General features: G+C 66.3%; 25 protein-coding genes and 2 tRNA genes. 12 read left to right on the top strand and 15 right to left on the bottom strand.

Annotated elements, in window-relative coordinates:
* Positions 1-107 precede the first annotated feature (107 nt).
* Positions 108-878 carry a metallophosphoesterase gene (locus tag LH400_RS05795; protein ID WP_229151726.1) on the top strand — a complete coding sequence of 257 codons (771 nt, stop codon included), beginning with the start codon at positions 108-110 and terminating at the stop codon, positions 876-878.
* Between the two features lie 57 nt (positions 879-935).
* Here LH400_RS05795 and LH400_RS05790 read toward each other — a convergent pair whose 3' ends face one another.
* Positions 936-1421, bottom strand: a complete 486-nt coding sequence (locus tag LH400_RS05790) for an SRPBCC family protein (RefSeq protein ID WP_229151725.1) — start codon at positions 1419-1421, stop codon at positions 936-938.
* 533 nt (positions 1422-1954) lie between these two features.
* Between LH400_RS05790 and LH400_RS05785 the strand changes: the two genes are divergently transcribed.
* The 4 genes from LH400_RS05785 to LH400_RS05770 all read left to right on the top strand — a co-directional run bounded on the left by LH400_RS05785 (position 1955) and on the right by LH400_RS05770 (position 5504).
* Entirely contained in the window at positions 1955-2974 is a 1020-nt protein-coding gene (locus tag LH400_RS05785; RefSeq protein ID WP_229151724.1) for an SOUL family heme-binding protein, read from the top strand.
* A 45-nt stretch (positions 2975-3019) separates the two neighbouring features.
* The gene (locus tag LH400_RS05780; RefSeq protein ID WP_229151723.1) at positions 3020-3253 is read left to right on the top strand and encodes a hypothetical protein; all 234 of its coding nucleotides are present in this window, start codon (positions 3020-3022) and stop codon (positions 3251-3253) included.
* Positions 3254-3461: 208 nt separating this feature from the next.
* Positions 3462-4169, top strand: coding sequence for a hypothetical protein (locus tag LH400_RS05775; RefSeq protein WP_229151722.1), 708 nt, complete (start codon positions 3462-3464; stop codon positions 4167-4169).
* 66 nt (positions 4170-4235) lie between these two features.
* Entirely contained in the window at positions 4236-5504 is a 1269-nt protein-coding gene (locus LH400_RS05770) for a cytochrome P450 (protein ID WP_370638338.1), read from the top strand.
* Positions 5505-5591: 87 nt separating this feature from the next.
* Here the strand turns inward: LH400_RS05770 and LH400_RS05765 are convergent, their stop codons facing one another.
* The 3 genes from LH400_RS05765 to LH400_RS05755 all read right to left on the bottom strand — a co-directional run bounded on the left by LH400_RS05765 (position 5592) and on the right by LH400_RS05755 (position 8713).
* Positions 5592-5939 (bottom strand): cupin domain-containing protein, encoded by a 348-nt coding sequence (locus tag LH400_RS05765; RefSeq protein ID WP_229151720.1) that lies wholly within the window; start codon positions 5937-5939, stop codon positions 5592-5594.
* Positions 5940-6056: 117 nt separating this feature from the next.
* Positions 6057-7334 (bottom strand): O-acetylhomoserine aminocarboxypropyltransferase, encoded by a 1278-nt coding sequence (locus LH400_RS05760; RefSeq protein ID WP_229151719.1) that lies wholly within the window; start codon positions 7332-7334, stop codon positions 6057-6059.
* Positions 7335-7486: 152 nt separating this feature from the next.
* Positions 7487-8713: an amidohydrolase family protein gene (locus LH400_RS05755; RefSeq protein ID WP_229151718.1), complete on the bottom strand. Its 1227-nt coding sequence runs from the start codon at positions 8711-8713 to the stop codon at positions 7487-7489.
* 293 nt (positions 8714-9006) lie between these two features.
* Here LH400_RS05755 and LH400_RS05750 point away from each other — a divergent pair, with 293 nt between their 5' ends.
* Entirely contained in the window at positions 9007-10110 is a 1104-nt protein-coding gene (locus tag LH400_RS05750) for a Gfo/Idh/MocA family protein (RefSeq protein ID WP_229151717.1), read from the top strand.
* A 38-nt stretch (positions 10111-10148) separates the two neighbouring features.
* Here LH400_RS05750 and LH400_RS05745 read toward each other — a convergent pair whose 3' ends face one another.
* From LH400_RS05745 to LH400_RS05725, 5 genes are all read right to left on the bottom strand, one after another.
* Positions 10149-10625 carry a VOC family protein gene (locus LH400_RS05745; protein ID WP_229151716.1) on the bottom strand — a complete coding sequence of 159 codons (477 nt, stop codon included), beginning with the start codon at positions 10623-10625 and terminating at the stop codon, positions 10149-10151.
* Positions 10626-10729: 104 nt separating this feature from the next.
* The gene (locus tag LH400_RS05740; RefSeq protein WP_229151715.1) at positions 10730-11122 is read right to left on the bottom strand and encodes a hypothetical protein; all 393 of its coding nucleotides are present in this window, start codon (positions 11120-11122) and stop codon (positions 10730-10732) included.
* A 155-nt stretch (positions 11123-11277) separates the two neighbouring features.
* The gene (locus LH400_RS05735; protein WP_229151714.1) at positions 11278-12018 is read right to left on the bottom strand and encodes a sulfotransferase; all 741 of its coding nucleotides are present in this window, start codon (positions 12016-12018) and stop codon (positions 11278-11280) included.
* 82 nt (positions 12019-12100) lie between these two features.
* Positions 12101-12667, bottom strand: a complete 567-nt coding sequence (locus LH400_RS05730) for a CoA-binding protein (protein WP_229151713.1) — start codon at positions 12665-12667, stop codon at positions 12101-12103.
* Positions 12664-13482: an enoyl-CoA hydratase gene (locus LH400_RS05725; RefSeq protein WP_229151712.1), complete on the bottom strand. Its 819-nt coding sequence runs from the start codon at positions 13480-13482 to the stop codon at positions 12664-12666. Before LH400_RS05725 ends, LH400_RS05730 begins: the two co-directional genes overlap by 4 nt.
* A gap of 132 nt (positions 13483-13614) precedes the next feature.
* Here LH400_RS05725 and LH400_RS05720 point away from each other — a divergent pair, with 132 nt between their 5' ends.
* The 4 genes from LH400_RS05720 (at position 13615) to LH400_RS05705 (ending at position 16979) form a co-directional block, all read left to right on the top strand.
* Positions 13615-14073 (top strand): PaaI family thioesterase, encoded by a 459-nt coding sequence (locus tag LH400_RS05720; RefSeq protein ID WP_229151711.1) that lies wholly within the window; start codon positions 13615-13617, stop codon positions 14071-14073.
* A 217-nt stretch (positions 14074-14290) separates the two neighbouring features.
* Positions 14291-14755 carry a 50S ribosomal protein L13 gene (rplM, locus tag LH400_RS05715; protein ID WP_229151710.1) on the top strand — a complete coding sequence of 155 codons (465 nt, stop codon included), beginning with the start codon at positions 14291-14293 and terminating at the stop codon, positions 14753-14755.
* Positions 14755-15231: a 30S ribosomal protein S9 gene (gene rpsI / locus LH400_RS05710; protein ID WP_229151709.1), complete on the top strand. Its 477-nt coding sequence runs from the start codon at positions 14755-14757 to the stop codon at positions 15229-15231. The genes rplM and rpsI overlap by 1 nt, the downstream gene beginning before the upstream one ends.
* A gap of 212 nt (positions 15232-15443) precedes the next feature.
* Positions 15444-16979, top strand: coding sequence for a S10 family peptidase (locus tag LH400_RS05705; RefSeq protein WP_229151708.1), 1536 nt, complete (start codon positions 15444-15446; stop codon positions 16977-16979).
* A 114-nt stretch (positions 16980-17093) separates the two neighbouring features.
* On the opposite strand, the gene LH400_RS05700 is transcribed toward LH400_RS05705, so the two are convergent.
* Positions 17094-17168 (bottom strand) — tRNA-Asn (locus LH400_RS05700).
* Between the two features lie 259 nt (positions 17169-17427).
* Here LH400_RS05700 and LH400_RS05695 point away from each other — a divergent pair.
* Positions 17428-17679 carry a hypothetical protein gene (locus LH400_RS05695; protein ID WP_229151731.1) on the top strand — a complete coding sequence of 84 codons (252 nt, stop codon included), beginning with the start codon at positions 17428-17430 and terminating at the stop codon, positions 17677-17679.
* Positions 17680-17718: 39 nt separating this feature from the next.
* Here the strand turns inward: LH400_RS05695 and ade are convergent, their stop codons facing one another.
* From ade to LH400_RS05680, 3 genes are all read right to left on the bottom strand, one after another.
* Positions 17719-19515 carry an adenine deaminase gene (gene ade / locus LH400_RS05690; protein ID WP_229151707.1) on the bottom strand — a complete coding sequence of 599 codons (1797 nt, stop codon included), beginning with the start codon at positions 19513-19515 and terminating at the stop codon, positions 17719-17721.
* A gap of 162 nt (positions 19516-19677) precedes the next feature.
* Entirely contained in the window at positions 19678-20577 is a 900-nt protein-coding gene (locus LH400_RS05685) for a methyltransferase domain-containing protein (RefSeq protein ID WP_229151706.1), read from the bottom strand.
* 142 nt (positions 20578-20719) lie between these two features.
* Positions 20720-20802 (bottom strand) — tRNA-Leu (locus LH400_RS05680).
* A 166-nt stretch (positions 20803-20968) separates the two neighbouring features.
* Between LH400_RS05680 and LH400_RS05675 the strand changes: the two genes are divergently transcribed.
* On the top strand, positions 20969-21175 hold the full coding sequence (locus LH400_RS05675; RefSeq protein ID WP_229151705.1) for a hypothetical protein: 207 nt from the start codon (positions 20969-20971) through the stop codon (positions 21173-21175).
* A 239-nt stretch (positions 21176-21414) separates the two neighbouring features.
* Here LH400_RS05675 and LH400_RS05670 read toward each other — a convergent pair whose 3' ends face one another.
* Complete coding sequence (locus LH400_RS05670) at positions 21415-22248, bottom strand: methyltransferase domain-containing protein (protein WP_229151704.1); 834 nt, start codon at positions 22246-22248, stop codon at positions 21415-21417.
* A gap of 118 nt (positions 22249-22366) precedes the next feature.
* Complete coding sequence (locus tag LH400_RS05665) at positions 22367-22696, bottom strand: hypothetical protein (RefSeq protein ID WP_229151703.1); 330 nt, start codon at positions 22694-22696, stop codon at positions 22367-22369.
* Positions 22697-23102: the final 406 nt, after the last annotated feature.

Below are 23102 nucleotides of genomic sequence, written 5' to 3'. Positions count from 1 at the left end.
CTGGAACTACTTCAAAGCTGCAGGCTGCGTTGCAGATTAATCGCCCGACGCTCTAGTCCGCTCCCGCGCGACGCGCGGTGCGGCGACAATGGATCGAAGGAAGGACCATGGCCGAGCAGCCACCGACGAAGATCGCCGCGATCGGCGACGTGCACGGCGAAGCCGATCTGCTGCGAAGCCTCCTCGACGGCCTTGCCGCGCTCGACCCGGCGATGCCGATCTATTTCCTCGGCGATATCGTCGACCGGGGAGCAGAGAGCGCGCAGGCCTTCGACATCGTCGCGGAGACGCTGTCACGGCTTCCCGGATCCCGCCTGGTGCTCGGCAACCACGACGAATGGCTGCTGCGTTTTCTGAGCGACGATCTCGAAGTCGACGAGTTGTTCAGCTGGCTCGGCCAGGGCGGCGCCGAGACGCTTCGCTCCTACGGCTGCGACCCCGATTCGACGCCAGCTACGGCGCGCGCGCACATCGAAGCGACGCGTCCCGGCCACCACAAGATCCTGGCGGATGCGCCCGTCCTGCTCGTCGCGGGCCATTTCGCTTTCGTCCATGCCGGGATCGATCCGCAGCGCGCGATCGGAGAGCAGGATCGCCATGACTGCGTCTGGATCAGGGCGCCGTTCATGAATCATGTCGGGCAGCTCAGCCATGTGATCGTCCATGGCCACACGCCGCAGAAGAAGGGCCTTCCGGTTGTGACGGAGAACCGCGTCTCGATGGACACCGGCGCCGTCTTCACGGGCAGTCTGTCGGCCGTCGTCGTCGATCTCGCGACCGACGATCTCGCCTTCTATCGCTCGAAAAAGCACGTGCCCTTCGAGCCGATCGAGCCCATCCGACACGACCGCGGCCTTGGAACCGTGCTCGACCGGTGAGCGGGCATCGCAGGGTGGAGGCGGCCGCGGGCGAGAACCCGGCGGCCGCCCTGATCATCACATCGCGCCGGCTTTTTCCGCGATCGAGTTGAGCCCGGCGTCATAGATGCCTGCGATCACCTTCTCGGCGTCGGCGTCCGGCGCCCCCTTGGCATCGAATTCTCCGGTCCAGGAGATCGTCGAGCCGTCGCCGTTCGGGCCCACGGATATCGTCGACTGGTAGTTCTGAACCGGCAGCGGCCCCTCGACGATCTTGTAGGTGTAGGTCATCTTGTCGTCGTCGCGCGAGACGAGATCCTCGACCAGCGTTCCGCCGCCACCGGCGAGCGTCAGGGTCCGGCGCTTCGTCCCGTCGGCGTCGCTCTCCTCGCATTTCTCGACCGCGGGATGCCAATCGCCGATCCCGCAGAAGTCCCCGATCGTCTGCCAGACTGCGGCGGGCTTGGCATTGGTGGTGACGCTCTTGGAGACGTCGAGCGCAAAGGCAGGCGATGCCGCCATGATCAATCCGGCCGCGACGGCGACCACTCCAAACCGTTTCATCAATCCTCCCATCGCCGCAGCCAGCGCCGCGGCGTCTTCTGTGCCCGCAGGCAAGCTAGCGAAGTTCGGGACTTCGGCAAACCGGATGAGTGTCGAATGGACATGTCGGCGGCCTGTCCCAACGAGCGTTCGAATCGTGACCGCATGACTGATCGCCTCCCGGATCCAAATAGCTCGCTCGTGTACGCCCGCTCCTGCCAGGTCTCAGTTGGCAGGCCAACCGAAACTCCGGCCAAAAAAAGGGCGGCACGAGGCCGCCCAAGCTTGGCTGGAGTATCAGGTCAAAAGAAACCCGATATGCTGCAAACGCGGAAGCGCGGGCTTGGTTGCATCGGACGCGCCAGGTTATGGCCCCCTCCTGTTGCATCCCGATCGCAAGTCGGGGGGCTTGCGCTCCGACGCATCCGGATATTCATCGCGAACGCAACCATTGAAGCGGGATGGCGTTATCGCACTGAACATTGCCGCGCCGAGCGGGGGACGAGCTTGGCGGCCGTTCCTCCGGCGTGGCCAGACCTGCCCAGGAGTGAGACATGTTTCGGGACAAGCCCACCAGCACCGACAGCATCAGAGATGCAATCGCGGCTTTGGGAGAGCGCATAGGCGAGCTTGAGGAGCACGTGGTCGAGCGCTTCGACCCCACCCCCTCGCGCGGCGAGCGCATCCGCCGGGCCCTGGTCCGTTCGGTCCCCGGGCTGCACGAGGAGCCGACGGGCCTTTCGCGCTACATGCCGGATCTGTCGCAGTACTGGCCGCGTTCGGCCGAGAACGAGGCCCGGCGCCACGTTCGCCATCTGCGCGACAGTGCCGGTCACACGGCCGACGACGCGCGTGGCTATCTCAGCGATCTCCGCAGCCATCTGCCCGATATCCGGCTGCCGCAGACGATGGGCTTCCGTCGCGGGATGCAGACCCAGCGCGGGATCGACAGGGTTCGCGGCAATCCGGAGACGACCGCTCTCATCGTCGCCGGCGGTGTGGTGGTCGCTGTCGGCGCAGCCTATTTCATCACGAAGAAGTTGCAGGACCACTCCGAGGAGCCTGATTACGACGTCGTCCGCGACGACGGTCCGATCCAGATCCGGGATTACGACGCGATGATCGTCGCCGAGACGATCAAGAGCGGCTATCACGAAAAAGCCCGCCGCGTCGGCTTCGAGACCCTTGCCGACTATATCTTCGCCAAGAACCGGTCGGGCAAGAAGATCCACATGACCACGCCGGTGCTCCAGCAGCTCGCCGAGGGCGACGGGCGCACCAAGGGTTGGGCGGTCCGTTTCGTGATGCCGAAGAAGTTCACCATGGCCACGCTGCCGCAGCCGGGCAGCAGCGACGTGGAGCTGAAGGAAGTGCCGGCCCGGCGCATGGCGGCGGTGCGCTTCTCCGGCAATTTCAACGCGACTCTCGCCAGCAAGCATCTGATGACGCTCTACAACTACCTGGCGGACAGCAATCTGAAGCAGAAGGGCGATCCGGAATACGCCTTCTACAACCCGCCTTGGACGCCGGGCTTCATGAAGCGCAACGAGATCCTGATCGAGATCGAGCGCTGAGGCGGCGAAACCAGCAATCAGCACAAAAGCAAAGGAGGAGTTCCCATGGCGGATGGCAACTCAGCCAGAGAGACGGCACCGAAGGGCGGCGACAAGCCTGCCGGCACCACCGATCCCGACATCCTGAGCGAGGATCAGATCGCGCCGGAACGCATGGGCGACAACGCCCTGCAGGGGCGAGACCAGGGTGAGGTCCGCAACGAGCGGAAGGCCCAGGCCGATGCGAAGCGCGAGCCGGACGACAAGACGCTCGACGCCTTCCGCAAGATGGACGATTAAGTCGCTTCAAGAATGCTGGAAAAGGGCTCGGAGAAGATCCGAGCCCTTTTTCATGTTCTATGGCCAGCGCCGAAGATCATTCGAATTTTATCATTTACCCTAGATCGAGAACCCTGCAGCACAATGGTTGCCTTCTGCTGGCACAGCGTCACTGTTTCTCCGTATCAACGTGTGACGTCCGGAGAGACCAATGCTCTTGAAGCGCCTGATGACGTTTCTGACGGCCGCAAGTTCACTCCTGCTCGCAGGTCAGCCGAGCTTCGCGGGTGGCCGCGCGACGGCCTGCTACGAGCCGGTTGAGGAGCCCGCCGTCTGGGGCACAGCCGCCGAGACCGTTCTCGTCAGGCCGGCTTCCGTGACCTACGAGATCATCCCTGCCCGCTATGGCTACCAGACCCGCGAACTGATCGTGGAACCTGCGCGCACGTTCGATGAGATCACTCCGGCGCGCTACCAGACGGTCGAGCGCCCGGTCGTTCTTGAGCCGCAACGGCTCGTCACCCGGACGACGCCGCCGGTCTATCGCACGGTCACCGAGACCGTCATGGTCGCGCCGGCCGGCGAGCGCTGGGAATGGCGCGTCATCGGCGGCAAGCGGGTCTATTGCCGCGTTGTCGTCCCTGCCCGCTACGCGACGCAAACCCGGCAGGTCGTCGTCACGCCGGAGCGGACCTACACGGATGTGATCCCGCCACGCTACGGGGTCGAGCACGTACAGGTTCTCGTCCAGGCCAAGCAGGTCCGCACAAGGCTGATTCCGCCGGTGACGCGAACGGTGACGGAAAGGGTGGTGGTCGAACCGGAGCAGAGGATCGCCCATCCCCTGCCGGCCGAATACGAGACGCGGTACCGCCGGGTGAAGGTGCAGGACGAGCGCCAGGGCTGGCGGCAAGTCCATCTGCGCGGCTCCTGCTGAGGATTACGGGCCGCGGCATTCGGCGACAGGCTTGTCTTGCGCCGGTCGATCGGCGATCTCTCGCGCATGCCTGAGGCCGAACCCCATCCTCGCCTGCCGGAAACCGTTTCGCTGATCGAAGGCGATCTCTCCTTCGATCCCGGCGACCCTGCCTTCTATCAGGATCCCTACCCGCTCTACCGCGCGATCCACCGCCAGGGCGGCGTCATGCGCTGGCCGGCGTCACGAGCGCTTGCAATCGCCGATCACGCGCTGATGTCGCGGCTCCTGCGCGACCGACGGTTCGGGCGGATCGTTCCCGCCGACGCCTCCGGCCGACCGGATTATGCGCGAAAGCCCGCCCATCTCGCCGACTTCTACCGGATCGAGGCGAACTCGCTGCTCGATCTCGAGCCGCCGACGCATACGCGGCTTCGCGCCCTCGTCACCCGGGCCTTCGTCTCGCGGCAGATCGAGAAGCTCGCCCCGCGGATCGAGGCGCTCTCGCATCGATTGATCGACGGTTTCGCCGCGGCCCGCTCGGCCGAACTGGTCTCGCAATTCGCCTCGCCCCTACCCGTCCAGGTCATCGCCGCGCTGATCGGCGTGCCGAGGTCCGATGCCGAGCAGCTGGTCGACTGGTCGCACCGCATGGTCGCGATGTACCGCCTGCAGCCGAGCCGCGCCGAAGAGGATGGCGCCGCGGCCGCGGCCCGCGACTTCCACCTTTATCTCGGGGACGTCGTCGCGCAGAAGCGGCGGCGTCCGGGCGAGGATCTCGTCTCCGCCCTGATCGTGGAGGAATCCACCGAGGGCCGGCTCGACGAGGCCGAGATGATCTCGACGCTGGTCCTCCTCCTCAATGCCGGCCACGAGGCGACGGTCCACCAGATCGGCAATGCGGTGAAGGCGGTGCTGCAGTCCGGCCTCGATCCGGTGCGCCTCTTCGCGAGCGAGGAAGCGTCCGAAGCGACCGTCGAGGAGGCCTTGCGGTTCGACACGCCGCTCCATTTGTTCGAGCGTTTCGCTCTCGAAGACGTCGAGATCGCCGAGGACTGGAAGCTCAGGCGTGGCGAGAAGGTCGCGCTGTTCCTCGGCGCCGCCAATCACGACCCGGCCGTCTTCGCCGCGCCCGAGCGGTTCGATCCCGCACGGTCGGCGAACCCGCATGTCGCCTTCGGCGGCGGCATCCATTTCTGCATCGGCGCGCCGCTCGCCCGGCTGGAGTTGAAGATCGCGCTGAAGACGCTCTTTGCGCGGCTGCCGGACCTTCGGCTGGTGGAGGAGCCGCGCTATCGCAACTCCTGGCATTTTCGCGGGCTGGAGCGGTTGGACGTGACGGCGCAAGGCACATAACGCAGGCCGTCGCTGTGGCGGCTCGGCGCCACTTTGACGATACGCCCTCGCCCCGTCCATTGGCCCGGGATCGGCCGTTCCGGCGGTTCAGACCTTGACGACGTAATGCTTCTTGGTCGGCTCGACGACCTTCCAGCGGCCCTTGAAGCCCGGGCGGATGACGAAGCTGTCGCCGGCCGTCAGCTTGACCGGCTCGCCGCCCTCTTCGGTCAGGACCGACACGCCTTCGAGGATGTGGAAGAACTCCCACTCCGTGTAGTCGATCTCCCATTCGCCGGCCGAGCACTCCCAGATCCCGGCATAAAGGCCGTTGCCGTCGTCCTCGAAGTTCCACATCTTGTAGGCGGGCCGGCCGCTCTTGATCTTCTCCTTGTCGGGCGCTCCGGTTTCGACTTCGACGTCATCCTTGTCGAACTTGACGAAATGCTGGGCCATGGTGTCGCCTTCTGGAAGAGGATCGGGAGCGCCAGGAATGCGTGGCGCCCCGGCTCGTTCCGCATCGCAGCATGAACAGCCGGGCGGCCTCGCCGCCGCCCCGCCTTCCGCTCCGGGTCAGACCTTCGCCAGTGCCTGATCGAGGTCAGCGATGATGTCGGCGGCGTTCTCGATGCCGATCGACAGGCGCACGACGTCGGGACCGGCGCCGGCGGCGATCTTCTGCTCGTCGGCAAGCTGCTTGTGCGTGGTGGAGGCCGGATGGATCACCAGCGAGCGGGTGTCGCCGATATTGGCGAGGTGGGAGAAGAGCTCCAGCGCCTCGACGAAGGTGACGCCGGCCTCGAACCCGCCCTTCAGGCCAAAGGTGAAGACGGCGCCCGCCCCTTTCGGGCAGTATTTCTGCATCATCTCATAGGACGGATCGCCCTCGAGCCCGGCATAGGAGACCCAGGAGACCTTGTCGTGCCCCTTCAGCCAGGCCGCGACCTCACGGGCGTTGTCGGAGTGGCGCTGCATCCTCAAAGGCAGGGTCTCGATCCCGGTCAGGATCATGAAGGCGTTGAAGGGGGAGATCGCGGGACCGAGATCGCGCAGGCCGAGCACCCGGCAGGAAATGGCGAAGGCGAAATTGCCGAAGGTCTCGGCGAGGACGATGCCGTTATATTCCGGCCGCGGCTCCGTCAGCATCGGATAGCGACCCGAGGCCGTCCAGTCGAAGGTGCCGCCATCGACGATGACGCCGCCCATGGAATTGCCGTGGCCACCCATGAACTTGGTCAGCGAATGGACGACGATGTCGGCGCCGTGCTCGATCGGCCGGCAGAGATACGGTGTCGCCATGGTGTTGTCGACGATCAGCGGCAGGCCATGCTTGTGCGCGATGTCGGCGATCGCCTGGATGTCGACGACGACGCCGCCGGGATTGGCGATCGATTCGATGAAGATCGCCTTGGTCTTCTCGGTGATCTGAGCCTCGAAGCTCGACACGTCCGCAGGATCGGCCCACTTCACCCGCCAGTCGAAGGACTTGAAGGCATGGCCGAACTGGTTGATCGATCCGCCGTAGAGCTTGCGTGACGCCACGAACTCCTCGCCCGGCATCATCAGCGACTGGAAGACGAGAAGCTGGGCCGCATGGCCGGAGGCACAGGCGAGCGCCGCCGTGCCGCCTTCGAGCGCCGCCACCCGCTCCTCCAGGACCGCCTGGGTGGGGTTCATGATGCGGGTGTAGATATTGCCGAACTGCTGCAGGCCGAACAGCGAGGCGGCATGATCGACATCGTCGAAGACGAAGGACGTGGTCTGGTAGATCGGGGTCGCCCGCGCCCCTGTCGAAGGATCGGGCTGTGCGCCGGCATGGATCGCCAGGGTCTCGAAATTCGGTCCGCTCATCGTCGTTACTCCCGTTGTCATCGGCGCCCGGACGCGGGAGACCCGCGCGGGTGTGCCTGCCCCGGCCTCGCTTAGCACGAGAGCGAAGGGCCCGCGAGCCATGCCAACAGCAGCGGCCCGGCGAGCGGGAAGCGCTCTCGGGCGGTCTGCCGTCAGCCGGGATAATGCAGTTCCGCCGGCACGCGCGTCATCGTTCGGCGACCCCGCTTGAAGGCGCAGAGGACGGGCGAGAGTTCGGCGACCGCCGCCTGGGGGCTCTCCGCGTCGATCACCACGAGATCGGCCGAGCGGCCGACTTCCAGCCCGTAGTCGGAAAGGTTCATCAGCTTCGCCGCCCGGGTCGTGACCATGGAGAAGCATTCGGCGAGGTCGCTCGCCGCGCCGACATGGCAGATATTGGCGTTCAGATTGGCCATGCGGATCAGCGAGCAGTCGCCGAAGGGCGTGAACGGGTTGAGGACGTTGTTGGTCGACAGCGAGCAGTTCACCCCGTGGCGGACCATCTCGTGCGCCCGCGTGACGCCGCGGCTGTGGCCGTGGTCGTGCTCGCGCCCCATCAGGAAGAGATCGGTCGAGGGCAGCACGGTCAGCGCCACGCCCGCGTCGCGCATGCGCCGGGCGATCGCTTCGAGACGCTCCGGCGGCACATAGGCGAGCTTGGTGACATGGCCGATCGCCACCCGTCCGCCGCGCCCGTAGCGCTCGGCAAGCTCGCAGACCTTGAGGAGGTCGAGATCGGACGGATCGGCGCCGAAGTCGAGATGCATGTCGATATCGGCGTCGAACTCGCGCGCGATCTCGAAGACGCGCTCGATCTGACCGTGCGGATCGCTGTCGGTATAAGGTGCGGCGCCGACCACCTTGGCGCCGCTCCGCATGGCCTCGACCATCAGCTCGTCGGTGCCGGGATTGTTGAGGAGCCCCTCCTGCGGGAAGACGCAGATCTCGATGTCGATCGCGAAGGCGAAGTCCTCGACGAGTTTCCGGACGCCCTCGAAACCGCGCAGCCCGATGCCGGGATCGACCTCGAGCTGGGTGCGCATGTGGGTCGTGCCCTGCAGCATGCATTTCTCGATCGTCCTGCGGCCGCGCTCGTAGACGTCCTCGGCGGTAAACCCCGCCTTCACCCGCGCGACTTCCGCGATGGCTTCCTTGATGTCGCCGCGCGCCTGGCGGCAGCGGTCCATGATGCAGGATTTGTCGAGATGGAGATGCGTCTCGACGAAGCCAGGCGAGACCAGCCGTCCGGCGGCATCCAGCGTCTCGCCCTCGGCCGAAAGATCCGGCTCGATCACGGCAATGCGGCCGGCCTCGATGCCGATGTCGACGAGACCGGCAGGGTCACCCGCGAGGCGGGCGTTGCGCAGGATCAGATCCATCCGGGCATCCTTTCTGCGATTGCGGCCTCGCCACGTCGCCTGAGTTGGCGGCGGGGTGGCCTTTTGCACTGCATCATCCAGTCTGCGCACTGCGCCATGACTTCTGCAAATCTCTCTGCGGTGTGCAGCTTGCAATCCCGCTCCGGCGCTTGCAGGGGCTCGGAATGCCGGCGTTCCTGAACCGACTTGCCGCCATCAGCGGGGATTCCCCTGCTGGACGACGGGCAGGCGCAGCCTAGAACGGAGCTGGCCGCCCCTCACGAAGCGAAATCGTTCCCACGAAAGGACGCCCAATGCCCAGCCTCGAAGGAAAAATCCGCTACGGCGTCGTCGGCGCCGGCTGGATCTCGCAAGGAGCGTTCATGCCCGGAATCGGCCAAACGACGAACTCGATCATGACGGCTGTCGTCACCGGCGATCCGGAAAAGGCGCGCGGCCTGGGGACCCGCTACGGCCTCGATGGCTACAGCTATGACGAATACGACAGGATGCTGAAGAGCGGCACGGTGGACGCGGTCTATATCGCGACGCCGAATTTCCGCCACCGCGAATTCGCCGAGCCCGCGCTGAAGGCGGGCATCCACGTCCTCTTGGAAAAGCCGATGGCCTCGAGCGTCGAGGATGCCGAGGCGATCGCGGCGGCGGCCAGGGCGTCGGGCGCCAAACTGATGGTCGCCTATCGCCTGCACTGCGAGCCCGGCACGCTCGCCGTGGTCGAGGCGGTCCGCAAGGGCGAGATCGGGACGCCGCGCTTCTTCACCTCGACCTTCTCGCAGGTGGTCAGGGCGTCCAACCACCGCGCGACCAGCGGCTACTGGGCCGGACCCGTGCCGGACATGGGGACCTATCCGATCAATGCCGTGCGCAACCTCTTCGAGGCAGAGCCGATCGAGGCCATGGCCTTCGCCTCGAAAACCGGCCGCGAGCTCGGCTGCGACGACACGGTGAGCGTCATCCTGCGCTTCACCGAAGGGCGGCAGGCGAGCTTCACCCTCTCCTATTCCGCCGACAACATCGATCGCTTCCACATCGTGGGATCGGAAGGGCTGATCGAAGCCTCGCCCGCCTTCGGCTTCGGCGAGGGCACGTCGATCGACTTCCGGCTGACCCGGGACGGCAAGACCGAGGAACGCAAGGCGCCGGTCGTCGATCATTTCGGCGGCGAGACCGAATATTTCTCCGACTGCATCCTGGGTGGCCGCGAGCCGGAGCCCGACGGCGAGGAAGGCGTCCTCGACATGGTCGTTCTCGAAGCGATCGAACGAGCGATCGAGACCGGGGCGCCGCAGCGGCTCGACCCGCGCTCGCGCTCGCGCCGGATCGCGCCGGAGCAGCGGCGCGAACTGCCGCTCGCCAAGGTGCCGGACTTCGTCAACACCGAAGTGCCGATGGAGTAGGTCCAGCCGAACGATCCCGGCGTCCGCCCGCCCGCTTGTCAGCCGGCCGCCGTCCGCTCCAGGGCGGCGATGTCGAGCTTCACCATCTGGGTCATCGCCTCGAAGACGCGGGCCGCGACCGCCGGATCGGGATCGGCCAGGAGGCGCGGCAGGATCTCTGGCACGATCTGCCAGGGCACGCCCCATCTGTCGCGGAGCCAGCCGCACATGATCTCGGCCCCGCCATCGGCGGTGAGCGCTGCCCAGAGCCGGTCGACCTCCGCCTGATCGGCGCAGCTCACCGAGATCGAGGCGGCCGTCTCGTAGGTGACCGTCGTGCCGCCGTTCAGCGCCTGGAAGCTCTGCCCGCCGAGGTCGAATTCTAGCATGATCACATCCCCGGCCCGGCCGCCGGGCCAGTCGCCCGGCGCGCGGAGGATCTGGCCGATGCCGGAGCCGGGCACGAGAGAGACGTAGAAGCGGACCGCCGTTTCGGCGTCCCTCTCGAACCAGAGACAGGTGCTGACCTTCGACATGGCTGCGATTCCTCCTTTGGCGGCATCGCCGCCCAATGCCCTTCCGATCGCTGCCGGCCGTTCCTACCGGCAGTAGCGTCCGATCCCGTCCAGGATGTCCGAGATCAGCCGCTGACGATAGCGGGGCGTTCGAGATCGGCCTCCTCGTCCGGATTGACGATCACCCCGAGTCCCGCCTTGGTGATGCGGGCGCCGCCGCCCTGGGATTCCAGCAGTCTCGACAAATCGTTCAGAATGGCGATCTGCACCGGCTGGTCGAGTTTGATCTGGTCCCCGGTGATGCCGAGAATGTGGGTGCGCTCGATGCGGTTCGAGCCCGAAAAGCACTGCGAACGCGTCTCGAGCCCGAGAAGGTTGATCAGCGTCGTCGATTGCCATTGCGACAGCACCTGCTGCGCGGCGGCCGGCCGAACCGCGCCCGCCGCCAGCATCACGGACAGGACGATCCATGAAAGCGCCGGGAGCATCCTTGACCAGACCGCGGTGCTCTTCTTCATGGGAAGTGCGCCTCTGACCAAATCCGACATCGAAGGCTCCGGCAGGCGCCGGATCCCCTAACGTCAGAAGAGCAGATCGGCTGTCCGGACGCAACAGATCAGGGGCGCCGCGCACGCCGGGAAGGAGCCTCCGATTTCTCGGGGGAGTTGGGTCCTCAATCTCCCGCGGTCGTGACCAGACGGTGGCGGAAGAGCGCCTCGTAATCGTCGCGGCAGGCCTCCGCGATCGCCGCAAGCGACGGGGGGAGCGCGGCGGCGGGCTTTGGAGGAGGCGCGAAACCGATCGAGGCGTTCACCTGTCCGTACCAGTGCTTGCTCCACACCCCGTCCTCGCGATGGGGACCGGCCGTCCAGCGGAGCATCGCGTCGGTCCAGGGGATGTCGAGCGCGTCACAGAGGGCTTCCAGCGTCCCGGCGGGATCGGCGAGGACGTCGTCGGAATCGATCACCGCCGGCGTCCGGCCGGTGCGCTCCGCCTCGTGTTCGAAATAGCGCCGCATCACCCCATAGCCGAGGACCTCCGGGCGCGTGAGCTCGTGCTTGGCGGCATAGCTCGCGACGACGCGCTCCGGCGTGCGGATCAGGAAGGCGTGGCGATGGTCCGGCATGTCGGCGATCGACACATCGCCCACCATGTGGTGCGGCATGTGCTTCTGGTACCAGATCGACTTGCCTTCGGGCGCCGGGCCTTTCATCGCCGCCAGCACCGAGCGGAAATCGCAATCCATCGACGCCATGGTCTCGTCGGCCATCGGCTGGCGCTCGCCGGACGCCTTGAGATAGCAGCCGAAGAAGGGCTCGTCCGAGACCGCCGTGTCCGGCCGCGCGCCGAAGGAGCGCATCATCGCGGTCGAGATGTTGCGCGGCCCCGACCAGAGCGCGATCCGGATGGTCATCGGCCTCCCCCGCTCAGCGTTTGTCGCAGCGAGACCACGCGTCCGTCCATGCTTTACCCCCTCCTTGCCGCAGCCCGGCGGCTCACCCGCGCCGCGCCGGGTTCAGTCCGAAGCTCTGAAACCCCTTGCCGAGCGTCGGCTTCTTCGAGGACAGCACCCGCGAGTTGACGCCGTTCCAGCCGATCTCGCCGGACAGGCGCGCATATTCGATCTTCGGGCAGCGATCCATGATCACCGTCAGCCCCGCGTCCTCCGCCTTCGCCGCCGCCCCATCGTGGCGCACGGAGAGCTGCATCCAGATCACCTTCGGAAGCGGCTCCAGCGCCAGCGCCTCGTCGACGATGCCGGGCACGGCATCCGACGACCGGAAGATGTCGACCATGTCGATCGCTTCCGGCACGCTCGCAAGATCGGCATAGACCGTCTGGCCGAGGATCTGTCCGCCCGCCAGTCCCGGATTGATCGGGATGACATGAAAGCCCTTGGCCAGAAGGTATTTCAGGACGAAATAGGACGGCCGGATCTCCTTGGCGCTGGCGCCCACCATGGCGATTGTCTTCGTCTCCGACAGGACCGTCCGGATCATCGCGTCGTCATAGACGAGCCGCGCCGGCCTCGCGCCGGCATCCGCCGATGGCTGCCCGCTCATTGCCCGGTCCATTCCGGCCTGCGCTTTTCGAGGAAGGCGCCGATCCCCTCCTCCGCATCGCGCGCCAGCATGTTCTCGACCATGACCCGCGCCGCATAGTCGTAGGCGTCCGACAGGCCCATTTCGGCCTGGGCGTAGAACGCCTCCTTGCCGGTCCGCACCGTCAGCGCCGACTTGCCGGCGATGGTGGTCGCGTATTTGCCGACGACGGTGCCGAGATATTCCGGCGGCACGACCCGGTTGACGAGGCCGAACTCGCGGGCCGAGCGCGCGTCGATCGTCTCGCCGGTGAGCAGCATCTCCATCGCATGCTTGCGGGAGAGGTTGCGCGACAGCGCCACCATGGGAGTCGAGCAGAACAGGCCGATATTGACGCCCGGCGTGCAGAACTGCGCCTCCTCCGAGGCGATGGCGAGGTCGCAGGAGGCGACGAGCTGGCAGCCGGCGGCGGTGGCGAGCCCATTCACCTCGGCGATGACGGGGCAGCGGTGCCTGACGATCGCCTGCATCAGCTCGGCGCATTGCGCCATCGTCGTCTCGAAGAACGTCCGGCCCCGGTCCGCGTCCTTGCGGTGGGCGGTCAGTTCCTTGAGGTCGTGGCCGGCCGAGAAGATCTTGCCGGCGGCGGCGATGACGACCACCCGGCAGTCCGCATCCGCGGCGGCCTCGTCGAGCGCGGCCCTAAGCGCGTCCATCATCTTCAGCGACAGGGCGTTGGCCGGTGGGCTGGACAGGACGATCCGGGTGATTCCCGGCGCGTGCTGGACGTCGATCGGATGCGGAGCCGCGTCGGCCATGGGGAGTATGTCTGCCATGAAACTGAGTCTGTCCCTTGCGAGGAGGCAATCACTGCCGGCCGCGGCCACAGCGCGGCCGGGATGAAGTCCGGCCCCTGCGGTGGCGGCTTGGCAAGCTCAGTCGCCGAAGATAGGCCAGGAAGAGGCGGGATGCCACACGATGGCCCTGCCCTCGAAGCGCAAGGAGCATTGCCGTTGCAGCCGATCATGACCGCCGCCGAACTGGACGCGTTCCTGAAGGCCGAGTTCCCGCAGGCCGACGGCTATTCCGTCGTTTCCGTCGGCCCCGGTGCGGCGACGATGCAGCTTTTGGCCGAGGAGCGGCATCTTCGGCCGGGGGGCACCGTGTCCGGGCCGAGCCTCTTCTCGCTCGCCGACATCGCCGCCTATATTGCGATCCTCGCCCATATCGGCCCGGTGGCGCTGGCCGTCACCACCAATCTCACCATCAATTTCCTGAGGAAGCCCGAGCCCGGCCCGCTCCTCGGCCGCGGCACGATCCTGAAGCTCGGCAAGCGCCTCGCCGTGGTCGAGGTGGCGATCCAGAACGAGGGCGACGGCGTGACGGTCGCCCATGCGGTCGCGACCTATTCCATCCCGCCGCATTGACCCGGCGACGGAAATCTTATGGTAGCATGATACCAACGGCCCTCGAGCGCCTGCATGACAGGGGATACGCCGGAAGGTTCTTGGGCTCTTTGGCGTTGACAGACAGCGCGCCGACCCGTATGTGAGCCCTCAGGAAGAGCGGCCGTCGGCCGCCCTTTTCGTATGGCGGCCCCTGATGGCGCGCCGTTGAGACCCATCGACACCTGAGGGGCAACCCATGAAGACCTTCTCGCAAAAAGTCGAGACGGTGGAGAAGAAGTGGATTCTGATCGACGCCGAAGGGCTCGTCGTCGGCCGCCTCGCTTCCATCGTCGCGCTCCGCCTTCGCGGCAAGCACAAGCCGACCTTCACGCCGCATGTCGACGACGGTGACAACATCATCATCGTCAACGCCGACAAGATCGTGCTGACCGGCAAGAAGTACCACAACAAGACCTATTACTGGCACACCGGCTATGCCGGCGGCATCAAGGAGCGCACCGCGCGCGCCATCCTCGAGGGGCGCTTCCCGGAGCGCGTCGTCGAGAAGGCCGTGGAGCGCATGCTGCCGCGCGGGCCGCTTGGCCGTCGCCAGCTGAAGAACCTCCGCGTCTATGCCGGCGCGGAACATCCGCACGTGGCGCAGAACCCCGAGACGCTCGACGTCAAGGCCATGAACTCCAAGAATGCGAGGGCCGCATAATGTCCCAGCTCTCTTCGCTCGAGGAACTCGGCACCGCCGAGGTCGCGACCCAGCCTGACGCGCCGGTCCACGTCCAGAAGCTCGACCAGTACGGCCGTGCCTATGCGACCGGCAAGCGCAAGGACGCGGTCGCCCGCGTCTGGGTGAAGCCCGGCTCCGGCAAGATCATCGTCAACGACAAGGACTACACCGCCTATTTCGCGCGGCCGGTCCTGCAGATGGTGCTGCGCCAGCCGATCGTCGCGGCCAGCCGCGACGGCCAGTTCGACATCATCGCGACGGTCGCCGGCGGCGGCCTCTCCGGCCAAGCCGGCGCGGTTCGCCACGGCATCTCCAAGGCGCTGACCTATTACGAGCCGGGCCTGCGTCCGGTTTTGAAGAAGGGCGGCTTCCTGACCCGCGACTCGCGCACCGTGGAGCGCAAGAAGTACGGCAAGGCGAAGGCCCGCCGCTCCTTCCAGTTCTCCAAGCGCTAAGCGCCGGGACGAACGAAGCGAACATCGAAGCCGCGGGGGTCGTCTCCCGCGGCTTTTTCGTATCCGCCTGGATGTCTCCTACGGCCCGCCGCTGCGGCGCGCCCTATCGCGCCGAGGAAATTGCGGCCGTCGCCTTCGATGTGACGCCATTGTGATGACGCGCTTCAGGCCGGTGTCACACCCCTGCCCGGCGGGTCGGACAGAATCGGCGGATGACCAAGCCAATCCCCCGTCTTCGCCACCGCATCCTGCCTCTCCTCTGCCTCGTTGTCTTCGCGCTCGCATCCGGCATGCCGGCCTCTGCGCAGAAAGCCGAGAGCCCCGGCACCGGCATTCTGGCGCTCCTGCCGGAAGCCTCGCTCAGCCAGCACAGCCTCACGCTCGGCGACCGCACGCTGTCCTACCAGGCGGAAGCGGCGACGCTTCCGATCCGGGACGGCAGCGGCACGACGAATGCGGAGATGTTCTACGTTTCCTACACGGCGACGCCGGCCGACCGCGACCGTCCCGTCACCTTCATCTTCAATGGCGGCCCCGGCGCGGCCTCCGCCTATCTCCATATCGGCGCGATCGGGCCGCGGATCGTCGCGCTCGACAGGGACGGCAGCATTCCGCCACCGCCGGCGCGCCTCGTCGACAATCCCGACAGCTGGCTCGCCTTCACCGACCTCGTCTTCGTCGACCCGGTCGGCACCGGCTACAGCCGGGCCGCCGACCCGAAGAACGACAAGGACTTCTGGGGCGTCGACGCCGACAGGGAGACGATGGCGGCCTTCATCCGGCTCTATCTGTCGCGCAAGGAGCGGCAGACGTCGCCGGTCTTCCTCGCCGGCGAAAGCTATGGCGGCTTTCGCGCGGCGCTTCTCGCCAAGGCGCTGCCGGACGCGTCGGGCGTCGCGCCGAGCGGCCTCGTCCTGATCTCGCCGGCCCTGGATCTGTCGCTCGTCTTCGGCCATCAGACGTCGCAGATCCTGCCCTCCGCTGTGGTCCTCCCCTCGATGGCGGCCGTCAATTTCTTCGCCGAGGGCATCACCGACCGCGCGGCGCTGGAGGAGCGGCTCCAGCCCGTGGAGGACTACGCGCTCGGCGAATATCTCGTCGATCTCGCCGCCGGCCCGGCCGCGACGAGGGAGCGGGCCAGTGCGAAGGTGGCGGATCTGATCGGCCTGCCGCTCGATTTCGTCCAGCGCCGATTCGGTCAGGTCTCGCCCTCGGCCTTCACCAAGGCGTTCGCCAGCGAGGACGGCAGGGTCCTCAGCCGCTATGACGGCACGCTCGCCGGCCCCGATATCGATCCGGCCAGCGCCTTCCCGCACGGTCCCGACGCGGTGCTCGACCGCATGGGGCCGATCTGGACCGCAGCCTTCGTCGACTATGTGCGGCACGATCTCGGCTACAGAACGGACATCACCTACCGGCTCCTCGAGGGCGAGATCAGCCGCCGCTGGGACTACGGGAACAGCGGCAGCGACCAGGGCTATGCCGACGCCATGCCGGATCTTCAGGAGGCCCGTGCGTACAATCCGGATTTGAAGATCCTGATCGCCCACGGCCTCAGCGACCTCGTCACGCCCTATTTCGCCTCGCACTACCTCGTGAGCCAGTTGCCGCCGCTCGCCGGGGCGCGGGCGATCACGCTGAAAGACTATCTCGGCGGGCACATGATGTATCTGAGACGCGATTCACGCCATGCTCTGATGGAAGACGCAAGGGCGCTCTATCCTGCGGCCGACTCATCCGGCCGCTGACGCGGCGGATGCCGGCGCGGGCCGCAGATTCGCCGCCGACTTCGGCCATGCCGTGCAAAAGCAAAAGGCCAGAACGGATCGTCCCGAGGGGGATCGACGTCCTGGCCTTGAAGCTGGCTCCCCGGGCCGGATTCGAACCAGCGACCGATCGATTAACAGTCGAGTGCTCTACCACTGAGCTACCGGGGAAAAAGCGCCGCCGAAGCGCGCTGGGGTGCCTATAGCAAAGCCGTCCCGTGCTTGCAAAGGGTTGATCGCGAAAAAGTCCGCGCCTGGCGCATCGGGGCCGCCGGACTTTGCGAAAGGTCCGCCCGATCCCCATCTCATCGCGATGCGACGGCAGTTTACGGCAGAAGGACAGACGGTGACATACCAGCGATCGGCGGCCAGCCACCGGCACACCGCGCCCGAACCCGGCTCGACCACCGGCGCGGCGCCCCGGCAGGGAATCACCCTGTTCGGCCGACGCCTTCCTTTGCCGGCGAGCCGCGCAGGACGCGTCGCGATCGGTTCCGGCCTCGCCGCCGGCGGCGTCCTGGGCTTCCTGCCCGTGCTCGGTTTCTGGATGCTGCCGCTGGGTCTCCTGGTCCTGTCGGTCGATCTCCCCCCGGTTCGGCGGTTCCGCCGGCGAATGGATGTCAAATGGGGAAAGTGGCGGCAGCGGCGTGCCGCCCGCAACACCGCGAGCGAGCCGGAGTGACGTCTCGGCTTTGCGCGGCGCACAGCGCCGCTCAAGCCGTCAAACGAAGAGGTCGACGAGTTCAAATCGCTCGACGTCGACGATCCCCTTGTCGGAGATGCGCAGGGCCGGGATCACCACGAGCGCCAGCAGCGAATGCTGCATATAGGCGTTGTTGAGCGTGCAGCCCGCCGCCCGCATCGCGGCAATCAGCCGGTCGGCCTTCTCGGCGACGATCTCCGCGCGCTCGTCCGACATCAGTCCCGCGATTGGCATCTCGATCAGCGCCTGCTCCTCTCCGTCGGCGAAGAAAACGACGCCGCCGCCGGTCTCACCCAGGCGATTGGCCGCAAGGGCCATGTCCTCGGCGCTCGTTCCGACCACGATCATGTGATGCGAATCATGCGCGACCGTGGACGCCATGGCGCAGCGGCCGCGATAGCCGAAGCCGGAGACGAAGCCGTTGACCACCTCCCCCGACGCCCGGTGCCGCTCGACGAGCGCGATCCGGCACACGTCCTGGTCGGGGTCGGGACCGACGGCGCCCTCCTCGACCGGCAGATCCGCCGTCAGCGCCCGCGTGGGGGCCTGGTTCTCGACCACGCCGATGACCCGGGCCTTTACCGTGTCGCCGGCGCCGGCCGGAGCCGGAACCGTGAAGTCGCCGGCTTGCAGCCTGCGGCCGAGCTTCACGGTGTTCTTTGCCGTCTCCGGATAGGCATGGGCGGGCATATCGGCTTCGAGCCGCCCCTTCGCGGCAAGCCGCACGCCGCGGCCGTAGACTTCGTCGATCCGGAGTTCCGCGAGGTCGGAGACGAGGAGGAAGTCGGCGCGCCGGCCCGGCGTGACGGAGCCGATCTCACGCTCCAGCTTGAAATGCTCGGCGGTGTTAATCGTCGCCATCTGGATCGCCGTCATCGGCTTCAAGCCTTGGCTGATCGCGTGGCGCACGACGCGGTTCATATGGCCGTCGCGCACCAGCGTGCCGGAATGGCAGTCGTCGGTGCACAGGATGAAGTGGCGGGATGCGAGGCCCATCTCGGTGATGGCGCGGACCTGGGTCGCCACGTCGTACCAGGCCGAGCCGAGCCGCAGCATCGCCTTCATGCCCTGGCGCACGCGGGCCGCGGCGTCCTCCATGCGCGTGCCCTCGTGATCGTCCTCCGGCCCCCCGGCGACATAGCCGTGGAAGGCGCGGCCGAGATCCGGCGAGGCGTAGTGGCCGCCCACCGTGCGGCCGGCCCTGCGGGTCGCCGCGATCTCGCCGACCATGGTGGGATCGTTGGCCGCGACACCCGGAAAGTTCATCACCTCGCCGAGACCGATGATGCCGGGCCAGGTCATCGCCTCGGCCACCTCGGCGGGCCCAAGCACAGCCCCGCCCTCCTCCAGCCCCGGCGCCGAGGGAACGCATGACGGCATCTGCACCCAGACATTGACGGGCTGATCGAGCGCCTCGTCATGCATCAGGCGAACGCCCGCCAAGCCGAGCACATTGGCGATCTCATGCGGGTCGATGAACATCGAGGTCGTCCCGTGCGGGATCACCGCTCGGCAGAACTCGGTCACCGTCACCATGCCGCTCTCGACATGCATATGCGCGTCGCAAAGCCCGGGCACGACGTACCGGTCCACGGCGTCGACGACCACCGTCTCCGGCCCCACCGCGTGGCCGGCATCCGGGCCGCAATAGGCGAACCGACCGGCGGCGACGGCGAAATCCGTGCCGGGGATGATCTCGCCGGAATGAACGTTCACCCATCGCCCATTGCGAATCACCAGGTCGGCCGGGCGCCGCCCCATGGCGACATCGACCAGGATCGGGGCAATTTCTTCATATTGCAGGGGTTTGGTCATGATCCCTCCTCGTCCTTTCCGCCGGCATGGGCGAAGTGAGACATGCCGGCCGGGACGATACAAGCGGCAAGGCCGAGCGCTGCGTCGCACGATGCAGGACCCGTCTTGCGCGAAGCCTCCCCGCCGCAGCCCCGAGGAGACCCTTGGGCGACACAGGCGACCTCACTCGCCGTGCAGGAAGCGGCCCTCCTTTTCGAGCTGGAAGCCGGACTTGAAGGTGCTCGCGTCCGGAAGCCGGAACGGCGCGAAGGTGCCGTGCTTGCGCAGGACGAAATCGAACGAGATCCTGTAGGGATACGTGTCCAGATGTTCGAGTTCTGCCAAGTTGCGCCAGTGCTCCTCATAGAGCTGCCTCACCAGGGCCGGCGTGCAGTTCCATTTGTGGCCGAGCGTGTTCCGGTCGAACCGGGCGTCCCAGGTGTAGTGCCAGTCCGGCAAGACGATGCCGAGACCGCCGCCCGGCTTCAGAAGTGACAGCCAGTAGCGCACCAGCGACACCGGATCGCCGATATGCTCCAGCATGTGCAGGGCGACGATGTAGTCCAGACTCCCCTCCTTGAACGGCAGGTCGTCCGGCGCCGACAGGAGGGCGTTTTCCGACAGATGGGGATGGGAGCCTGCGATCTGGTCCGCCGGTGGCTTGCGCATGATGTCGACGGGCACGATCGCCGGATGGATCGTGCGGTTGCCGCAGCCGATATTGAGGCCGTTCAGTTCGCCGAGATCGTAGCCTTTCGGGAGCGCGCGGAGCGCCGCCTCCTCCTCGGCCGCTTGGGCCGCCGGCACCTCGTCCCCGAAATACAGAACCATCGTCTTGAACTTGCGGGCGAACTCCTCCCGCTCGGGGAGCGTGAGATCCTGCATCAGCGCCACATTGCCAGGGCTCCCGGGATCGCGGCGGTTCCATCGCGCCGCGCGCTCTTCGTCGGTCAGACGCGCAACCGGCACCGCCTCGCTCTCGGCCGGACAGGAGGCTGGCGGAGCCTTCGCGTCGATGCCCTCCGGCGCCGCCGAGAGCCGTTTCCAACCTTGTGTCAGATGCTTGATCGCCCGCCTGAACACCTAAGATCTCCGAATGAGCAGAGACCTGCAGTCTAGACGTGCAGCTTCCCGCAGGCCAGCGAGGGAGAGGCTGCCGGAACAACCCCGAGACGCCGACACATCAGCGACAGGCGGATGATAGGGAGAACCCCGACGAGACGGGTGGTACGGGCGGCGGGACTCGAACCCGCACGGCCAAGCCCAGGGATTTTAAGTCCCTTGCGTCTACCATTCCGCCACGCCCGCACGCTCCGGAACGGATGACCTCGCCCGACGAAAGGCTGATGTCAAGTTTTGTTGATTCGACGCCACAGCACGCAAAAAATCCCTTAGCACGAGCGGGAATTTTCTGTATCGTCTGTCCCATGCCTTGGAAGCGCCGAATTTATCAACGCGGCGAAGGGGGCGGTCCATGACAGAACAGGAAAGCTTCAAAAAGGTTCCCTGCATCGTCGAAGCGCCATGCATCGACGCTTTGGATCTGTTCGAAGACGAAGGCTTTATCTGGCGCCTGCGTGCCCAGAACACGGCCCTCGATTCCCTGCGGACAGCGCTCGAACGGGAATCGAAGCGTAGCAATTGGTCGCTCGCCTGCGTTTCCCACTGCGTGAGAGACTGATCGGTCCGGATTCATGCGGATGCTCGGCAGGGACGTTGAGGCTGTTTAGCTGACGAAGATCGTCCGCGCCGTCGTAGTCAATCAGGCAACAACGGGAGTAAACGGTAGAGCCGCTCTCCCGACCCACTGCTCACATGCCCGGCCTATTTTCGCGGGACATGACGGATCGGGGAGGGCGAGAGGGCGGCCGGCATTGCGATTGCCGCCCGAAAACCTCCCGCAATTGGCGGCCGCGGCGCTCAGCGCTTGCGGGCGATGACGAGATGGCCCGGCGCGGGCCGACCGTTCTCCTGGCGCACGGTGATGTCCCGTAGATCCAGAACTTCGAAGCCCGAAGCATCCAGCCGATCGCGCAGATATCCTTCGCGGTGGTGAAAGCGGTGGTCGCGGCCGACGACGATGTCGCGCGTGCCGAAATCCGGATCGGGAAGAGTCTCCGTCGACAGAGCGAGAGTCCCCCCGGGGGCCGAGCGGCGCGCGATTCCGGCAAGGAGCGGATCGAGATCGCCGAGATAGGGCAGCATGTCGGCCGCCACGATGAGGTCGAACAGCTCGTCCTCCTCGAAATCCTCCAGAAAGCCGACGGCTTCGCCGATATAGAGGTGGTCGTAGAGGCCCGTGTCGAAGCAGGTTTCGACCATGCCCTCGGAGAGATCGATGCCGATGATCGTGTCCACCCGCGGCCTGAGCGCCCTTCCGGCGAGCCCCGTTCCGCATCCGAGATCCAGCATGCGCGTGTAAGGACCGGGAGCGACATCTGCGATCCGCTCCGCGATCAGGCCCGGCACGCCATAGCCGAGCTGGCCCACCAGGATATCTTCGAAGGAATCGGCCGTCTGGTCGAACAGCGTCGCGACATAGGCATCGCCGGCCGATGGCGGCGTCTCTTCATGACCGAGCGCCGCCAGGCGAAGCCGGGCTCCGGCATGATCCTCGGGGTCGATCTCGATGCACTGCCGGTAGGCCTTGGCCGCATCGTCCGACCGCCCGGCCTTCTCGTGCCGCAGCGCGCGGGCATAGGCCTCTTCGAGAGCCGCTTCGTCGAACGTCGAATGGGTCGCTTCTTCCGACATCTGCGGATTTCCTCTTCGCTTGGCCAGGGTCGTAGCTGGGTTTGCGACGGCTATACGAAAAAAGGGCCCTCCGGCAATCGCCGGAGGGCCCCTCGTCACTTGGGACTGTCAGTCCCGGTTACTTCACTTCGGTCGAACCGTCTTCGCTGGTCTGACCCGGAACGATACCATCGGAAGGCGTGTCGCCACTCTGGTTGGCGGTCGCCGAACCCGAGGTATCGGTGCCCATGGTGCCGTCGGTGGTCGTCGCACCAGTGGTCATCGACTGGTCGGTGCCCGTCGCGGAACCCTGCGCGTCGGCGCAGCCGGCCGGCGTGCCCTCGCAGTCAACGGTCGCGGTACCGGTGTTGTTGGTCTGGCCCGGGACCATCTTGCTGGTGTTGTCGGTCTGGGCGAGAGCCGGACCGGCCATGAGAGCAATAACAGCGGCTGCAGTCAGCATCTTCATAATACATAATCCTTCTGAAGCGTTGTTGCGCGAGATCTTTCTCTTCCAAAAATCTCGGCATCATCGACCGAATAATGACTGGCCGCGGGAATGGTTTCATCGCAGCCAGACGAAATCGTCACGAAACCGTTATCGGAAACTCCTTCATGGGCGATGGCGCTGCCTGCGACATCAACACCTTGCGTGTCCCGCAGCAGAGCCGCGACCGAAAAGCCATCGATGCAACGGTCTGTTGGCCGTCTCCGGCACTATTTCTTCGGAGCCGGAATGCGGTGTGCAAGATAAAGTCTGGCCGAACTGTGGTCCCGAGATCCGGCGGTCCCTCCAGGGAGTGAACCGACGTCGCACCGCGGACGAAAGGCTGCATCGCCCTTCGGGTGCCAGCTCGAAGGATGGCTCTTCTTCC

The organism is Jiella soli (assembly GCF_020615385.1).
Classification (GTDB): Bacteria; Pseudomonadota; Alphaproteobacteria; order Rhizobiales; family Rhizobiaceae; genus VKMB-3413.
The sequence above is the reverse complement of the archived record's forward strand: the minus strand, read 5'-3'. Positions and strand labels throughout refer to the sequence as shown.

What these genes read in the sequence shown, in the direction of transcription:
- LH400_RS05795 (WP_229151726.1), top strand. Translation starts at nt 108, where the DNA reads ATGGCCGAGCAGCCACCGACGAAGATCGCCGCGATCGGCGACGTGCAC.
- LH400_RS05790 (WP_229151725.1), bottom strand. Translation starts at nt 1,421, where the DNA reads ATGAAACGGTTTGGAGTGGTCGCCGTCGCGGCCGGATTGATCATGGCG.
- LH400_RS05785 (WP_229151724.1), top strand. Translation starts at nt 1,955, where the DNA reads ATGTTTCGGGACAAGCCCACCAGCACCGACAGCATCAGAGATGCAATC.
- LH400_RS05780 (WP_229151723.1), top strand. Translation starts at nt 3,020, where the DNA reads ATGGCGGATGGCAACTCAGCCAGAGAGACGGCACCGAAGGGCGGCGAC.
- LH400_RS05775 (WP_229151722.1), top strand. Translation starts at nt 3,462, where the DNA reads ATGACGTTTCTGACGGCCGCAAGTTCACTCCTGCTCGCAGGTCAGCCG.
- LH400_RS05770 (WP_370638338.1), top strand. Translation starts at nt 4,236, where the DNA reads ATGCCTGAGGCCGAACCCCATCCTCGCCTGCCGGAAACCGTTTCGCTG.
- LH400_RS05765 (WP_229151720.1), bottom strand. Translation starts at nt 5,939, where the DNA reads ATGGCCCAGCATTTCGTCAAGTTCGACAAGGATGACGTCGAAGTCGAA.
- LH400_RS05760 (WP_229151719.1), bottom strand. Translation starts at nt 7,334, where the DNA reads ATGAGCGGACCGAATTTCGAGACCCTGGCGATCCATGCCGGCGCACAG.
- LH400_RS05755 (WP_229151718.1), bottom strand. Translation starts at nt 8,713, where the DNA reads ATGGATCTGATCCTGCGCAACGCCCGCCTCGCGGGTGACCCTGCCGGT.
- LH400_RS05750 (WP_229151717.1), top strand. Translation starts at nt 9,007, where the DNA reads ATGCCCAGCCTCGAAGGAAAAATCCGCTACGGCGTCGTCGGCGCCGGC.
- LH400_RS05745 (WP_229151716.1), bottom strand. Translation starts at nt 10,625, where the DNA reads ATGTCGAAGGTCAGCACCTGTCTCTGGTTCGAGAGGGACGCCGAAACG.
- LH400_RS05740 (WP_229151715.1), bottom strand. Translation starts at nt 11,122, where the DNA reads ATGAAGAAGAGCACCGCGGTCTGGTCAAGGATGCTCCCGGCGCTTTCA.
- LH400_RS05735 (WP_229151714.1), bottom strand. Translation starts at nt 12,018, where the DNA reads ATGACCATCCGGATCGCGCTCTGGTCGGGGCCGCGCAACATCTCGACC.
- LH400_RS05730 (WP_229151713.1), bottom strand. Translation starts at nt 12,667, where the DNA reads ATGAGCGGGCAGCCATCGGCGGATGCCGGCGCGAGGCCGGCGCGGCTC.
- LH400_RS05725 (WP_229151712.1), bottom strand. Translation starts at nt 13,482, where the DNA reads ATGGCAGACATACTCCCCATGGCCGACGCGGCTCCGCATCCGATCGAC.
- LH400_RS05720 (WP_229151711.1), top strand. Translation starts at nt 13,615, where the DNA reads ATGCCACACGATGGCCCTGCCCTCGAAGCGCAAGGAGCATTGCCGTTG.
- rplM (WP_229151710.1), top strand. Translation starts at nt 14,291, where the DNA reads ATGAAGACCTTCTCGCAAAAAGTCGAGACGGTGGAGAAGAAGTGGATT.
- rpsI (WP_229151709.1), top strand. Translation starts at nt 14,755, where the DNA reads ATGTCCCAGCTCTCTTCGCTCGAGGAACTCGGCACCGCCGAGGTCGCG.
- LH400_RS05705 (WP_229151708.1), top strand. Translation starts at nt 15,444, where the DNA reads ATGACCAAGCCAATCCCCCGTCTTCGCCACCGCATCCTGCCTCTCCTC.
- ade (WP_229151707.1), bottom strand. Translation starts at nt 19,515, where the DNA reads ATGACCAAACCCCTGCAATATGAAGAAATTGCCCCGATCCTGGTCGAT.
- LH400_RS05675 (WP_229151705.1), top strand. Translation starts at nt 20,969, where the DNA reads ATGACAGAACAGGAAAGCTTCAAAAAGGTTCCCTGCATCGTCGAAGCG.
- LH400_RS05670 (WP_229151704.1), bottom strand. Translation starts at nt 22,248, where the DNA reads ATGTCGGAAGAAGCGACCCATTCGACGTTCGACGAAGCGGCTCTCGAA.
- LH400_RS05665 (WP_229151703.1), bottom strand. Translation starts at nt 22,696, where the DNA reads ATGAAGATGCTGACTGCAGCCGCTGTTATTGCTCTCATGGCCGGTCCG.